This is a genomic window from Bacillus sanguinis (assembly GCF_018332475.1).
Lineage (GTDB): Bacteria > Bacillota > Bacilli > Bacillales > Bacillaceae_G > Bacillus_A > Bacillus_A sanguinis.
Genome location: NZ_BOQB01000082.1, coordinates 16558 through 32798, shown reverse-complemented (window position 1 = coordinate 32798; position 16241 = coordinate 16558). Strand labels below are relative to the sequence as shown.

Sequence of the window (16241 nt, the reverse complement as noted above, 5' to 3'; positions counted from 1 at the left end):
CCACGCATCCACTGCACCATCTACAAACCCATTAGAAATACCAGTCCACGCAGCATTTAAATCTTTTTTATTGAAAAATGACTCTTCTGATTTTGAAGGGAGTTTTCCGCACATGGCTCCTTCCTGAATATCAGAGTCAACTAAATTTCCGCCATATAATTCATCCGCTTCTCGGAATTTAACAGCTGCACGTTCTAATTCTACTGTGATTTTATCTAATTCTTGCAAAATGTTAAACATTATTGGCTTTGCTTCATTGATTGTAAACATCGAATATGGAAACAGCCTACTATCAAATTAAATGATAGTAGGCTGGCTGTTAAAATTATTTAAAAACTAGGTTATATTCTAAATGATAAGCTTTCATTATCAAAAAGATTATTACTAGTCCCCTCCACAAACAAAAACACCCTATTACTTCGGCTCTAAATTTAACACTTTCCCCTCTATCCCCTCCGTATTCAATGTAGTCGTATGATACGTTCCGTTTACCCAATCATCTATTTGATCATGATACCAATCACTTCTAAAATGTCCTGATTGTCCTGGCCCTACGATATGATAACCAGTTGACATATCTTTCGTATCAATAACGAATCGCCAAGAAGCTCCGTGATTGACAATACCGTTATCTCCGTAACTCGCTGCTTGAACGGTAACTTGGCTGCCGCCAATCGGAACTGGTTTTTCACGATTAAATGCAAGTAACGCTAACATACTAGATGATTTTGAGATTGGATGTGTGAACGCCAGTTGATGGTAATCGCCCCACTTCCACTCTGCAACATTGGGTCCATATTCCTTCTGTAATTTCTTCATTACATTTTCGTACGATGTATGCACAACTTTTGTGAATCCTCCGTACTTCGTAAACCAAACGCTCTTTTCTCCTGCTACTTCTTTTCGAATCAATTCATCCACAACTTGTGACTTCCCTTCAAATAACTCCATCACATCTTTCGGAATTTCTTTTGAAAATAACGTATTCGAAATCTCCTTCATTAATAAATGGAATATTAACGGTGCCGCGTCATCTTTACTATCGTAAAAATTCCAATTCGTTAATTGTTTTACGCCTTCTTTCTCTATTTCATTTAACGATGCTTTATTTAACTCTTTTAAAAATATAGGAGCAAACTCTTTCCCATATAAATTCTTTTGATCCATCTGTAACTCTTCTAAATCTTTCACCGTATACTTTTCCTTCTCTTGTAAAAACTCTTGAATACGCATTTGCCTATATGGCTGTGCCCACGTATTACTAATATGGTACGGATAATGATCATCAACGATTTTATTATTGGCAGTGGAAATAAACCCTTGTTTTGGATTGATTACTTTTGGGAGTTGATCATATGGGATATACCCTTCCCACTCATATTCATCTGTCCACCCTGGTACTGGTAAACTCCCATCTCCTTTTTTACGCACTGGTATATTTCCGTTCGCTTTATAAGCAATTGTGCCATCGTTTGACGCAAATACAAAGTTTTGAGTTGGTGTATGAAAATCTTGAAGTGCTGTTTCAAACTCATTCCAGTCTTTCGCTTTATTCATATTTAATACAGCCTTTAATTCAGCGGAAGGCTCTAAAGCAGTCCATTTCAAAGCAAATACTGTTTTCGTTTTCTCTTTCCCTTTATCCGCAAACTCTGAAATGACTGGACCATGCCTCGTAACGGTAACGTTATACGGTATTGTTTTCCCGCCTTTTACTTTAATAGATTCATCCACAACAGTAGCTTTTTCCCACTTATCGTTATATAGAAATTCATTTTCATTATTAGGATTTCTCTTCTCAATATATAAATCTTGCACATCAGGACCTGTATTCGTAACGCCCCATGCTATTTTGTCATTGTGTCCTAATATAACACCTGGCACTCCCGCAAAAATAACGCCACTCACATTCAAATCTTTCATTTCAAGTTTTGATTGATACCAAATAGAAGGCGTGGCAAGAGATAAATGAGGATCATCCGCTAAAATCGGCTTACCAGACGCACTCTTTTCACCGCTTATAACCCAGTTATTACTACCATTAAACTCTGGCGGAATGATCGTTTTTGCAAAACTTTGTGCTACGTCCACATTTGTATTTTTCAGTTCAGCTAGCAGTCTAGGCGCATCTTTCGGATATGTAGGAAATAGCTCATTTGCTTGCTCTTTCGGTAAATTTTTCAGCGCCCAATATCGAAACGCCTGTCCGTGCCAATGTCCACCTAAGTCAAACGCCATATACTTTCCAATCGTTAACGTATCAACAATGGACCATTCAGCAGGCTCATAGCCTAATATAGTAAACTCAACTGGTAATCTCTTTTCCTCTTTTGCCTCACGTATAAAAGCGTTCACTCCATCAGCAAATGACTGCAAGGCATACTTCGCTTCCCCATCATATTGACTAACAGACGCTTCGGCTGCTCGCCGTAAACCGAGCGTTCGAAACAACTTATCTCGATCAACAGCTGCTTCCCCTACAACTTCACTCAACATCCCAGAAGCTTGCCTTCTACTTAAATCCATTTGAAACAAACGATCTTGCGCTTGTACATACCCTTGTGAAAAATATAAATCATGTGCATTTTCCGCTTTAATATGCGGTACCCCTTTACTATCCCGTTTTACAGTAACAGCATGTTGTAAATCCGCTAGCTTTATCGTTCCATCTATCTTTGGCACAGAACTAAGCGTATATATGTTCAAAAAAATTACTATACAAATAACTAGTAAAAGAACGATACTACTACACCAAATAAAAATTTTCTTACCTCTAGTTCGTTTCTTCTTTATGACGACTTCCATATAACCCCCTCCTTGCTCAAACTATTCGCTTTTATTTAAGGAAGAACCTTTTAGAAAAGTTGAAAAACCCATACTTTCTCATACTATGGATCATACAAACTACATACCTCTCTCTTATGTACGCCTTCCTTTCTTTCAATGAAATCTACTCGCCCTTTCTTACACCAATTCCTCAAAATCCCCTTCACATAAGCAAGCGTTCGCTTATTCTGTTCAAACGCAATTTTTAGTGCCTCTAGTACTGTCTCTCCTGAAAATTTTTGTATCCACTCTTTCAATTCCTTTACGATATATGGGGATAAACTACTAATATGTTGTTCGTAAAACTTGTACACTTTACTATTGGGAACCGCCTCTTCTATACTTTCTACCTCTTCTACTTCTTTCTCTTCAATAACTACTTCCGAACTATTATTATCCTCTTCTGCCGGCATACCAAAATACTGCAATAACAACGGAATCTTCCATTCTTCTTCCAGACATTTACGTAAAAACATATGTATGAACTCTTTACTTTTTACAGTCTTTAACTCACGTAATACACACTTCTCTATATTCGTATTTAAAATAGGGTTATAATGTAGCCAATTTAGTATGTATAACTCTTTCGTTTCTACATCGTATAAAATCTTTCCATATGCAACAAACCTATTTAACAGCTTCTCAACAGTCTCCATACTGTAGCCTGTTTCCAGTTCTGCTAAACGTTTCGGTAATACGTAAATTCCACATTGCTTCGTTTTCGTACCAGTTAACAAATATATGTAAAAATAACGCTCCTCTGGCGTCAAATCTAATATGAATTCATCTTGCCAAAAGTTCACCTGCACATTACGGTACACCGCCATATATTTACCTCCCCTTGTATTCATAAAAAGGCAGATTTCAATCCTTCAATATACATATAGGAGTGAGGGCTTGGTTTTTGCATTTGAATTTCAAATTTTCTTAACTACTACAACAACGGTTTTATGTTTTCGCGCTTTTTTCTTGTAGTTGTTTTTGTTTTGTTTTGTTTTTTCTTAGTGATTTATTACTTGGTAAGTGCTTATGAGGGGCTTGGAAGGGGCTTAATAGGGGCTAAAATAAAAAGGAGCTATTCCAAATTTTCATTTTGGATAGCTCCTTTACCATTCTTTCTATTTTTGACTTACATCTAACATCTTCACTAAAAAGGCAGCTGCCTCACCACGAGTTGTTGTACCTTTAGGATTAAACTCATTATTTCCAACACCATTAACTACCTGTAAGCTGTATAATCGTTGAACAGGCTGTTTATATGTGATCAAATGTTTATCCCTAAATGGTAATGCGACTAATTCGCCTGTAACACCTTTATACTGTAATGCGTTGTCAATCATGATAGATGCTTCTTCACGAGTGATGGGCGCATTCGGGTCAAAAATCCCTCCGCCACGACCGCTAATAATTCCTGCACTTGCACTACGTTTAATACCGTCATGAAGTGATGAATGTGCTTTGTTAATATCTACAAATGACTTATTTCCTTCTGGTAGTTTAAGAGCATTTGAGATTAAGGTCGCAAACTCAGCTCTCGTTACATTACGATAAGGCGCAAATACACCATTTCCTTCTCCGTGCATAATACCTAGGCTGTGTAGTTTACGAATATGTCCCTCAAACCATCCACCTGTAATATCATCTTTTGGCTTTTGCACTTCTTCTTTTGGTACATTGTAGTTAATCTTAATCCAACTTGGATTATAGAAGATCCACTCATCGTTACCTACTTTATACCAACCATTTTTAACCGCTAACACTTTGTAACGGTCTCCTTTTGAAGCTTTACGAACAGTTTGATGTTCAAGTCCTGCACCGCCACGTACGTTTATACCATCACCATTCACTACAAGTTCCATGTTAGGTTCAGCTGGATTATATTCATTTGAATCAAATAACTCATTTCTTTCTTGTAAAGGCGAATCAATTTGTGCGTTAACATTTGCATACCATTGAATACCTTGTACGAAGCTAGTCCAATTCCCACGAGAAATTAAAATATCAGGACAGTTTTTTCCGCTCCATTGTTGATGTCTAAAAATGTGGTCCGCGCTAATTCCTTCCTTATTCATTAAGTAACCTGCAAGTCGCTTCGCATTCTCTAACGCTTTATTGTAATCTCCATCTTGGTTAACTGAAATTTCAATCCCGATAGATTCTCTGTTTCCTGATCCATCACCATCTCCTGCATGCCAACCATTTTCATTTGTTGGTAAGTGTTGATAGATTTGCTTATCGTCTACAGTAAAATGCCATGAAGCTGTTCGGAACGTACCTTCCGTTGCTTGTTTATACAAATATTTCGCATGATTTTCAGCATTTGCACCACGAGCTGTGTTTGCAGTCTCATGAATTGTAATGTAACGTGCTTTCATCGGATTTGCAGGGCGAATATCAGGATTTCCAGCTGGAACAATCCACTCTACAAACGGTACACCTGCAAGTGTTCCATATTTCTTTGTAGTCGTCGATGCACTATATTGAATAGCTCTTGGCTTTTCAACTGGCTTCATTTCGCGATTAGAACCATCATTTCGACCGTCTACATGTTCAAAAGCCTTTTCAATGTTTGAAATAGCTTCATTTTCCGCTACTTGACCTCTTTTAGCTTCCTTCATTTTATGTAATTCTTCTGTTTCATCATGTTTATGTTTAAATTCTTCTAGAAGAATTTTCTCATTCTCTGATACTTCCGCTTCATTTATTTGCATATAATCTGGAGTTTCTAGATTAAAATCAGAATAACTTAATCCGCTCGTCCCACTCTCCCCTTGCGCGATACGAAGTTGATCCGTTTGAAGGTTTTTCCTCTCTTCTGCTGATATCGCTAAAGGTGCGCTCCCTAACATTACTAAACTTGTTGATAGTGCAATTACTCTTTTTTTAATATTCATTGCTGTATGAAATACCTACACAATTCGTGTAAGTATCCTAACCTCCCTTTATGTTCTCATTCGTGAAATACTATGAATCTACTATGTATTAAGATAGGTTTATTCCGCCTTTTCATTTTATCCCCAGCAGACGAATTGTAGTTTCTAGAAAATCCCTTAACAGACATTATTTTATAACTAATTGCAATTGCCGTCAAAAGCACTTACAAAAAAACAAAAAACCTATGCTCCGATAGTTACAACAAATGTTACTTACTTTCTCTCTTTTACCTTCACCGTGCATATGCAAGGGATTACAGAAAATAGACATACCTCTTACTTACGATTAAAATTGAAAAGTGAAGAAGATTTAATAAGAAATTTAAATGGTCTTTATATTAAGAAAGGAAGTGCACAGCTTTGGATTTTAAAACAGTTATGCAAGAGCTTGAGGCCCTAGGCAAAGAAAGAACGAAAAAAATATACATATCTAACGGTGCGCACGAGCCAGTTTTCGGCGTAGCTACAGGTGCTATGAAGCCAATTGCTAAAAAAATAAAAATAAATCAAGAATTAGCTGAAGAACTTTATGCAACAGGTAACTACGATGCTATGTACTTTGCAGGCATCATCGCTGATCCAAAAGCTATGAGCGAGTCTGATTTTGATCGCTGGATGGATGGCGCGTATTTTTATATGCTCTCTGATTATGTAGTAGCAGTCACTTTATCGGAGACAGATATTGCACAAGATGTTGCTGATAAATGGATTGCAAGTGGAGACGAGCTACGAATGTCTGCAGGCTGGAGTTGCTACTGCTGGCTTTTAGGAAATCGAAAAGACAATGAATTTACTGATAGTAAAATTGCCACTATGCTTGAAATGGTGAAAAATACGATTCATGATTCGCCGGAACGAACTAAATCCGCTATGAATACTTTCCTAAACACGGTGGCAATTTCATATGTGCCACTACACGAGAAAGCAGTCGAGACTGCAAAAGAAGTTGGTATAGTTGAAATAAAACGTGAAAATAAAAAGAGCAGTTTGTTAAACGCTACAGAGAGTATTCAGAAAGAACTTGATAGAGGAAGACTTGGTTTCAAACGTAAGTATGTTAGATGTTAATTGATCAAAAAGGTGTCAATCTAAGCAAGATTGACACCTTTTTGATCAGAAAAATGAATGAACTCCCCTGTACACCTTATGCGTTCATTTCTTCATTCAATTTATAAACCCTATCTCTTTTCTCATCACTTTTGACAAAAATAAGCTTTCCTTCTTTAACAAATCCTTCTAATAGTAAGCATACTTCTCCAAATGCTTTAGGCTTATTCGTTGTGAATCTTTCATCTGATATTTTTCCAGCTCGTATTAATTGTTCGCATAGCTCAAGAGCACTTATTTCTTCAGAATCCATTAATTCCAATATATCTTTTTGCAATGGCGATAAAGGTACTGGTATTTCAGCTACCTCCACTTTTTCTTTTTCGTTTTCTTCTTCAAATAAATCTTCAAATGAAATTTGATTCATTACTCCTTTTCCTTTCTAACGATTAATTTGTATAACATGAACTGAACTCTATAGCATTGTTATTGTTATGTAGTACTTACCTTATTACATAAATATCAAACTCATGTACATCGTTTCATATAGTATGTTTTGATTATACCAAATATACGTTCTATCTTCTATCGTAGATTGAAAAAAGGAGCGTTTTACTGTTCACAAATAGAGAAAAGGAATTTAGATGATTTTGTTGAATGGATTTATAAATACCATTTTTTAAATAGAGATGAATATTTACAGATAGTGAGATTAAGTTGCATACAGATTAGTAAAATAGTTATTTATTCTATAGAAATTTATGGTAAATTTTCATTACTTATATGTTATAATCACGATGTAAACATTTAAGTAAATTAAATGTTTACTAAGGTTATTCAATACGTTTCATATAACAAGGGGGTTCACAAATGAGCAGAAAAACAAGTAAAGTTAAAAAGTTTTTTGGATTCGTATTAACCGCAGCACTAGCAACTACAACGATGGTAAGCACTGTAAATGCACAAACAACTACGAATAACTATAAGGTAGCTAGCAATGCAAATACTGTATTTACAGATGTACCAAAGGAACACTGGTCAAAAGATGCTATTGATTACTTAGCGGCAGCAGGGATTTATAAGGGGTATGGAAATGGGAAATTTGGTTTTGGCGACAATGTTACTAGAGGACAGGTAGCTTCTTTAGTCAATCGACATTTAGGTTTAATTGCAGACGATAAACAGGGAAATATGTTTAGTGATATTACAAATCATATGTTCGAAAAGGATATTAAAGCCATTGCACAAGCTGGAATTATGACAGGTGATGGAACAGGTACATTCCGTCCTGATGATGTATTAACTCGTTATGAGATGGCGGTAATATTACAAAGAGCATTTCATTTAGAATCAAAAGAACAAGGGAAATTTAAAGATGTACCAAAAGGTCATTGGGCTTATGAAGCTGTAAATACACTGCGTAGTAACCGTATAGCACAAGGTGACGAGGTAGGTAATTTTAACGGAAATACATTTGTAAAGCGTGAGCAGTATGCACAATTTTTCTATAATGCAATAGCAAAAAACAGAGATTATAATTTCAACATCAATTCAAAAGAAGAACTGAAACAAATGTTAACAACAGCTTTAGAAAATGGGACGTTTGGTCCATTTAAATTAAATTCATTGGGTAAAGATATATCTGAGGTAAAAAAAGAATATGGAGTGCCTGATGTTTTGAGAAAAGCACCATGTACAGAGTGTGATGCACCTAATATAGCGGTATACGGCGATTATAATATTGACATGTATCCTTCGGACGCTAGATATATATCGGTGAAAATGGATATCACTATTAACGAATTGAAAGAGTGGTTTGGTGAACCAGATGGAATCGGAGAAGATATGACTAGTGAAGGCTTCATATATAATCGAGGAAGCTATTCTCTTTATTTCAGCTTCTCTGATGGTTATATTCAACGCGCTGAAATATCTAAAAATAAATTTAATTAATAAGTTACAAGCAATATAAAATATATAAAGCATAAAAAATCCTTCAAGAACATGCCTTTTCTTGAGGGATTTTTTGTTCCTATCTATTGTAAAACTCCTAAAAGAATGCTAGCAAGGAGAAAATTGTTCAATCTTAAGAATATCTACTATTTCATTCATTCAACCAATCTATTATATTTGGCATCTCATATTCTTCAGTTAAATCTAGTGAATCCATTTTCCCATGACCTGATGCATATAATACAATAAACCTGTACTCGTCTTTTAGTTTTTCAGCTCCTTCTATGAAGGTAAGACTAGGGATACCTAACCCATGTAAGCAAGTATTCCATGTTACGAATGAAAAAGGATCTGATATGAATATCAGATCCTTTTTCACTGCTTCTTTTATAACTTTAAGTTCTTGATACATACATAGGTTGATACATACATAGGTTCATACGTACTTACATTATCATACACAGTTTTCGCAATACTAAAAGGAAGATGGAGACATCCTTCAGATCCAACTTTTCCAGTAACAATGCATAATTTATCTCCTTTACTGAAGAGAAATATGTCTACTAACTTTTTAATAGAATCAAAGTGTACTTTTATTTGTCGGACTTAATTTTTTCGCAATATTCTTCTAAAGTTAATCTCTTTTCTTTTAGATATATAGCAACTTCTTTTCCTACATAACGATAGTGCCATGGCTCATACTTAATTCCAGTAATCCCCTCTTTATCTTTTGGATAGCGAAGAATAAAACCATACTCTGCAGCATTCTTATCTAACCATTTAAATGCATCGGTAGTTTCAAACTTTGCATTTAAGTCTTCTACAGTATTCTGCCATTCAACTGAAATAATGTCTAACGCTAATCCAGTATGATGTTCACTTGCGCCAGGATACTGAAGATATTCCAATGCCTTAGCACTAGCCTCTGTATCCGAAAAACCTTGAGATTTATAGCTTTTAACTGAAGCATCATAATAAGTTTGTTGTAATTTTATAGCTCGATAACCTGACCTTAAATAAAGGTTAATGCCCTCTTTTTTTGCAGCTGTTACCATATCCTGATAGGAAGTTGCAATTCTGCTATCTATTTTCATATTTGGCTTAGCATTTTGGGTGATACTTGTTAATTCAATCCCTAGTTCCTTTGGTAACATATGTTCTCTATTTACAAGAATAATTCTCCAATCATTAAGATCAGAAATAGGTAAAGCATCTTTTTTATTCGCTTTTATATCAACTTTATTTTTATCATTATGATTAGTAGTTTCCCGAGATGTTTGTTTTTCACTACAAGCAGCAAGGCTCGATCCCAATGCCAATACCAATGCTAAAATTATAATTTTTTTAATTGTATCTCATTCCCTTTTTGTTTATTAGTCTTTATACCAATTTCCCAACACTTCTTTAGGAATATCCTTAAAGTCCTTCAAAGAAACAGGGTCGACAAATTCTTTAACCCCATGTTTTTTAGAATTTTCATCTGAATAATCTTTTAAAAATTGAATTTTAAAATGCTTCTTACCATCCGCATAGTCGGTTACTGTCGGTACAACTGCAGCTTGTCGTATACCAAAAGTTTCATCTTCATACTTAACAAATTGTATATACGATAGTCCTCCAATCAATGTTTCTAATTTTTCTTGAGCAGAAATAAGATTTCCAAGAGAATAATAGATTAGCGTCTGATGTCCATCTTTATTTTCTTTCCACTCAATTGGTTGGATTACATGTGGATGATTTCCAATTACTACATCTACGCCTAAATCTGTTAAATATTGAGCAATTTCTTTTTGTTGCTTTGAAGGCGTAAAGGTATATTCTACTCCCCAATGCACCATAACAATCACCATATCAGAATTATTCTTTGCCTTTTCCACATCATTTTGTATCGCTTTTTTATCAATTAAATTTAATGCCCAAGACTTATCACCTGGAATTTTATTTCCATTCGTACCATATGTATAATTAAGTAGCCCAAAGCGAATACCATTTTTGGTAATCGTTTTTATTTCATTGCGTTCGTTTTGACTCTCATTAATGCCTACTGGGATAACATCCTGATATTTCTTCCAGTATTCTCTTGTATTCATCACACCTTTAATACCCATATCCATAGTGTGATTTGTCGCTTGAGTCACTATATTGAATCCAGTGTCCACTAAAGATTGACCTACTTCTTCAGGTGTATTGAAAGTAGGATATCCCTGTACTTTTAGATGATTTCCTGCAATTGGAGTCTCCTGGTTCACAATAGCAAGATCACTTGATTGAACAGCTTTTTTTATATTTTCATAAATATAGTTATAATCATATGAACCATCTTTTTGTTTGCCATCTTTAATTACTGCGCCATGATATAAATTATCACCCGTTGCTATTAAATTCACTACCGATTTTACTTTTTTATCTTCAATAAAATTAGGGGATTTTTGAATAGGACTTTTATCGACCCAATTGGGTGTTTTTAATGATGTATCTGCCTTTGATTGAGCCGGTGGTAATGAAGCTTTAGATGTCTTAATATCTGTATTGTCACAAGCGGTTAAAATCAATAAAAAAATAAAACATAATAAAAAAAACTTTTTATTTCTCCGTAAATTATCTAACATGTAATCCTCTTTTCTGTCTTATTACTAATAACAAATTCTAACAAATAACTTTTAAAACAGCGTATTTTGGTTTTACACTTAATTTTTGAAAACACTCTATTGAATTTGCTTCGGAATATACGGATAATCTTTTTCACTTTCTAACAATCTATTATTTCTATCAGAATGAATAGATAACTAGAAAAACATTATCCAATAGAATGTTGAATTTGATATACCACTTCCAATTGTAATAGCTGGTTAATCTAAACAAGAGAGGCGAATAGTTCATATATCCTCCCCTCTTACTTTACGTTTATGAGTGGCTCCAAAAATAAGGGCTTGCTGCCGCCCCCTCTTTAGTTAGTGCGAAATCTGTGTAACTAATTTCTTTAAGTTGAGCAACAATTATTATAATGTTAACAACAAGTAAGCCCCAAGAACTTATTTTAGCAATATACAGAAAAAGTAGCAATCTTTTCTCCGCCCAATTTAAACAAACCCTCCAACTCAAACGATTTGGAGGGCTCTATACCACAAAGAAGAACTTTTATTAGATTACTTCAATTTCCCCTCAAAAACAATCTTCCTACCGCACGGTTCAACTACTGTTTTGCCGTCTTTCTTCACTTCATGAAAGATTGGCTCTTCCATACGACGAGACGGTGCGTATCCTTCTTGTTCCATACGTGCTAAGCAGTCTGTAATTGTTTCATTTTCAAGTACTTCAAATTTCTTTTTATTAGGTTGTTTTGTCATGCCCTAACCTACTTTCTATTTTTCTTGATGCGAATTGATTCTTCATGTAGATCATATATACCATTGCGAGAATTCCCATTATAATCATAACCGCAATGAAAAAGCTTGTATACTGTATTTTTTCTATAAATACGCCTCCTAATACAGGTCCCAGTATACTTCCTAAACTAAAGGCGATTCCAGATAATATATTACCTGCTGGCAATAAGTATCTCGGTAATAAATCTGTCATAAATCCAAGACCTAATGAGAAACACGATCCAATAACCATACCTGCTAATAGCATACAGGCAAAGACGATCCAGTAATATTGATCAAATACTGCTGCAAGTAGGAAAATACCCGTACTTACGCTGAACGTCCACGTTAAAATACGGTCCCTTCCGTATTTGTCACTCAATATACCGAGTGGAATTTGTGTAATAATGCCCCCAACTGCAAATGCTGGTAATAAGAAGGATACTTCTGAAACAGACCATCCTTTTCGAAGCGCGTATACTGGTAAGTTACTATTTAACATTGCTTCGAGTACGCCATATGCAAGTGGCCCCAGTAACGCAATCCATCCTAATCCAACAACTTGTTTATAACGAGAAAATGATGATTCACTCTTCACTTCTCTTTCATCTTGCGCTGGGAATGCGTTCTTCGTTGGAAGTAGTAAAAGCCAACCTATTAAACAAAGTATAGTAGATATCATAAATGGCGTTGCAAGACCGTACTGCACAGTGCTTGCTAAATACGGGCCGACGGCAAAACCAATCCCGAAGAATACACCGTATATCGATACTTGTCTACCAATTTTACTCGGGTCCGATGTTGTCGTAATCCACGTTTGTGTTCCGACATGAAGCATATGATCTCCGACTCCAACTAGAAATCTAAGGATAAACCATACCCAGAATGAAAAAGTTTGTGTAAAAAAGAATAATGATATAACAACGAGAAACCCACCAATAACGATAATTGGCTTCATTCCAAACTTTTGCATCGGTTTTTCAAGAAACGGTGAAATAACTAATATCCCAATATATAATGCCGTTGCATGAATACCATTAATACTTGAACTAACCCCTTCTTGTTCAAAAATCATTGCAATGGCCGGTAAGAGCATACCTTGTGACAAACCCGAGATTGCTACAATTCCAACCATAATCCAAAAAGTAAAACGAATTGACATCCCTAATCTCTCCCTTTTGTAATCCACCACACTCATTATATATTGTTTGCTATGTAATAAGAAAGAACTAGTGGATGAAATAATTTTGATTTTTCCACAAAAAAGAAGCTAGATACATTTCATCTAACTTCTTCCTCAACCTACTTATCTTCTAACCAATCCTCTACATGCTTTATAAATACATCTAAACAATCAATAAACGGCGAATGACCGCAATCTTCTAATACTTTCAACTCTGCATTTGGCAAATGTTTTGCTAATTCCTCACCGACTACTTGCGGTACGACGTAATCTCTGTCACCTTGTATGACAAGTGTCGGAGCTTTAATATAATGAATTTGCTTATTTCCCTCTACAACCCCGTTATGTTCATCCGAAATGTTAAATGTAATGAGTGCATAATTCACATCTACGAAATTACGCTGTGTTAACATATCGTCTAAATACTTTTCGTAATGATCCGGTTCCGGTTGATTATGTGTATATATTAATAGATTCCATACTGTACGGTAATATAATTTATTCATATTTTTTATCGCATCTAGCACTGGAGCGATTTGTACGGGATCTTGTGCGATTTCTTCTTTCGTTTTTAATAAACTTGTTACGATTGGTTGCCCATTAATATCTTTTTTGAAAATTGGATAACCTTTCATTCCTACTGATTCTACTAAAATTAATTTTTCGACAAACGTTGGATGATTCGCTGTAAATTGCATCGCAACACCACCACCCATTGACCAGCCCATTAATGAAAATTTCTCTAGTTTTAATTGATCAATAAATAGTTTTACATCAACCGCAAAGTCTTGTAATGAATCTATCGATTGATTATATGTTGATTGGCCAAATCCTCTTAAATCAAGAGCATAAATATGGTATTGATCTTGCAACTTTTCAATAACTAAATCCCAGTGTTGTGACGATGTCATGTTCCCGTGAATGAGTACAAGAATTTCTGTATTTTGCCTTCCAACTTCCTGATACGCAATCGTTTCTCCGTTCGATAGTGAAACAAACTCCATTGTTGCAGGCTTAATCATCACAAGTTCCCCCATTCTATTTAATAGAAAGAAAATTCTTTACTTACTTAAAGAATAACATACAGAATGTACGTTCTCAACATAAAGCCTATACGAAATTTTTACATAACTCAACATGTCTATTACTAGACAATTATAATAAAAAAGTATATAGTTAGCTAGGTAACTAATTTGAAAGGATCAAAATACATGGACGAAAAACAACATTTTTTTCACATTGTCAGCCAGACTTCTCGCAAGTTTACGAAGAAATTTAATGAACGCGTATCTCCCACTGGGTTATTTAGTGCGCAATGGGCTGTTATTTTCCGCATCAATCAAACTGGTTCTTGTACACAAACAGAATTATGTCAGTATTTAAATGTTGAATCACCAACGATGACTCGTACGCTAACACGTATGGAAACAATGGGTTGGATTATTCGTACTGAAGGAAAAGATCGCCGTGAGAAGCTCATTTCTTTATCAGAAACAGCGATACAAATGATTCCGGTATGGCAAGAAGAAGTTGATACTTTCGAAAAAAAGACACTAGAAGGTATTAACGAAGATGAGTTACATCAAGCATTTGAAGTGTTACAACAAATTATTAAAAACTTAGATTAAATTGGAGGGATGACGATGCAAAGTGAAAAACTTTGGACGAAGGATTTCCTCGGAACTTGTTTTAGTAGTCTATTTCTCTTCTTAACATTTTACATGCTCATGACTACTTTACCTGTCTATGTAATAGACGGCCTAAAAGGAAAACCTGAGGAAATTGGTTTAGTTGCAACTGTTTTTCTTATTTCATCTGTTTTATGTAGACCATTTACAGGAAAATGGCTTGATGAATTAGGGAGAAAGAAAATTTTATTTATTTCACTGTCATTATTTTTAGCTGCTACTGTTATGTATTTCGGTGCACAAAGTTTATTCTTATTACTTGCCCTTCGCTTCTTACATGGTATTGGGTTCGGTATGGCAACAACAGCCACAGGAACAATTGTAACTGATGTTGCGCCAGCTCATAGAAGAGGCGAAGCACTGGCATATTTCGGCGTATTCATGAGTTTGCCGATGGTAATTGGTCCTTTTTTAGGTTTAACAATTATTTCTCATTTTTCATTTACTGTACTATTTATCGTTTGTTCCGTATTTTCATTGCTTGCATTTTTATTAGGATTACTTGTAAATATTCCGCATGAAGTACCAGTGAGCAAACAAAAACGAGAAAAAATGAAATGGAAGGACTTACTTGAACCGTCCTCTATTCCGATTGCTCTGACAGGATTTGTTTTAGCCTTTTCTTATAGTGGCATTTTATCCTTTATTCCTATTTATGCAAAAGAGCTCGGCTTAGGAGAAGTTGCTAGTTACTTCTTTGTTTTATACGCACTTGTCGTTGTAATTTCTCGTCCATTTACAGGAAAGATTTTTGATCGCTTCGGTGAAAATGTACTTGTTTACCCAGCTATCATTATTTTCACAATCGGGATGTTCATTTTAAGCCAAGCACAAACTCCGTTTTGGTTCCTTGGCGCAGGTATGTTAATCGGTTTAGGTTACGGAACATTAATTCCAAGTTTCCAAACGATTGCAATCTCTGCCGCTGCAAACCATCGACGTGGTTCTGCGACAGCTACGTACTTCTCATTCTTTGATAGTGGTCTCGGTTTTGGTTCTTTCATTTTAGGTATCGTCGCAGCGAAATCAAGTTACCATAATATGTATCTCATCGCAGCTATTATCGTTGCATTCACTTTACTTCTCTATTATGGATTACACGGACGAAAACAAAAATTCAAGAAACAACATACAGACGGAAAAGTTTCCGCTTAACATGAATAAGGAAAGTAAACTTCCCCGTTTACTTTCCTTATTTTGTATTTCTTTTAATAGAAGCGTATACTTATAATAGAAATAAAAGGAG

At 35.2% G+C, this 16241-nt stretch carries 14 protein-coding genes and 1 pseudogene; 4 read left to right on the top strand and 11 right to left on the bottom strand.

The window, feature by feature from the left end:
* The 4 genes from KI369_RS10925 to KI369_RS10910 form a co-directional block, all read right to left on the bottom strand.
* Positions 1-270 (bottom strand): WXG100 family type VII secretion target (locus KI369_RS10925; protein WP_498033620.1); only part of this gene is annotated, 270 nt, incomplete at its 3' end.
* A gap of 144 nt (positions 271-414) precedes the next feature.
* A complete protein-coding gene (locus tag KI369_RS10920; protein WP_212955966.1) occupies positions 415-2805 on the bottom strand; it encodes a penicillin acylase family protein in 2391 nt (796 codons plus the stop codon).
* An 83-nt stretch (positions 2806-2888) separates the two neighbouring features.
* Positions 2889-3653: a DnaD domain-containing protein gene (locus KI369_RS10915; RefSeq protein ID WP_212955965.1), complete on the bottom strand. Its 765-nt coding sequence runs from the start codon at positions 3651-3653 to the stop codon at positions 2889-2891.
* Positions 3654-3944: 291 nt separating this feature from the next.
* Complete coding sequence (locus KI369_RS10910; RefSeq protein ID WP_212955964.1) at positions 3945-5720, bottom strand: S-layer homology domain-containing protein; 1776 nt, start codon at positions 5718-5720, stop codon at positions 3945-3947.
* A 399-nt stretch (positions 5721-6119) separates the two neighbouring features.
* Between KI369_RS10910 and KI369_RS10905 the strand changes: the two genes are divergently transcribed.
* The gene (locus tag KI369_RS10905; protein ID WP_212955963.1) at positions 6120-6827 is read left to right on the top strand and encodes a DNA alkylation repair protein; all 708 of its coding nucleotides are present in this window, start codon (positions 6120-6122) and stop codon (positions 6825-6827) included.
* Positions 6828-6903: 76 nt separating this feature from the next.
* On the opposite strand, the gene KI369_RS10900 is transcribed toward KI369_RS10905, so the two are convergent.
* Positions 6904-7233, bottom strand: coding sequence for a DUF3895 domain-containing protein (locus tag KI369_RS10900; RefSeq protein WP_212955962.1), 330 nt, complete (start codon positions 7231-7233; stop codon positions 6904-6906).
* Between the two features lie 443 nt (positions 7234-7676).
* Between KI369_RS10900 and KI369_RS10895 the strand changes: the two genes are divergently transcribed.
* Positions 7677-8759, top strand: a complete 1083-nt coding sequence (locus KI369_RS10895; RefSeq protein WP_212955961.1) for an S-layer homology domain-containing protein — start codon at positions 7677-7679, stop codon at positions 8757-8759.
* Between the two features lie 154 nt (positions 8760-8913).
* Here KI369_RS10895 and KI369_RS29860 read toward each other — a convergent pair.
* The 6 genes and pseudogenes from KI369_RS29860 to phaZ all read right to left on the bottom strand — a co-directional run.
* Positions 8914-9081: pseudogene (locus KI369_RS29860) on the bottom strand (lipase); the annotation flags it as partial.
* Positions 9082-9352: 271 nt separating this feature from the next.
* On the bottom strand, positions 9353-10084 hold the full coding sequence (locus tag KI369_RS10885) for a M15 family metallopeptidase (protein WP_274382459.1): 732 nt from the start codon (positions 10082-10084) through the stop codon (positions 9353-9355).
* Between the two features lie 48 nt (positions 10085-10132).
* Positions 10133-11368, bottom strand: coding sequence for a CapA family protein (locus KI369_RS10880; protein ID WP_212955959.1), 1236 nt, complete (start codon positions 11366-11368; stop codon positions 10133-10135).
* 537 nt (positions 11369-11905) lie between these two features.
* On the bottom strand, positions 11906-12106 hold the full coding sequence (locus KI369_RS10875) for an NETI motif-containing protein (RefSeq protein ID WP_000166303.1): 201 nt from the start codon (positions 12104-12106) through the stop codon (positions 11906-11908).
* Complete coding sequence (locus tag KI369_RS10870) at positions 12090-13286, bottom strand: MFS transporter (protein ID WP_212955958.1); 1197 nt, start codon at positions 13284-13286, stop codon at positions 12090-12092. The genes KI369_RS10875 and KI369_RS10870 overlap by 17 nt, the downstream gene beginning before the upstream one ends.
* Before the next feature lie 140 nt (positions 13287-13426).
* Positions 13427-14344, bottom strand: coding sequence for an intracellular short-chain-length polyhydroxyalkanoate depolymerase (gene phaZ, locus KI369_RS10865; protein WP_212955957.1), 918 nt, complete (start codon positions 14342-14344; stop codon positions 13427-13429).
* A 174-nt stretch (positions 14345-14518) separates the two neighbouring features.
* Here phaZ and KI369_RS10860 point away from each other — a divergent pair, with 174 nt between their 5' ends.
* Positions 14519-14935: a MarR family winged helix-turn-helix transcriptional regulator gene (locus KI369_RS10860; RefSeq protein ID WP_212955956.1), complete on the top strand. Its 417-nt coding sequence runs from the start codon at positions 14519-14521 to the stop codon at positions 14933-14935.
* 15 nt (positions 14936-14950) lie between these two features.
* On the top strand, positions 14951-16150 hold the full coding sequence (locus KI369_RS10855; RefSeq protein ID WP_212955955.1) for an MFS transporter: 1200 nt from the start codon (positions 14951-14953) through the stop codon (positions 16148-16150).
* The last annotated feature ends 91 nt before the right edge of the window (positions 16151-16241 follow it).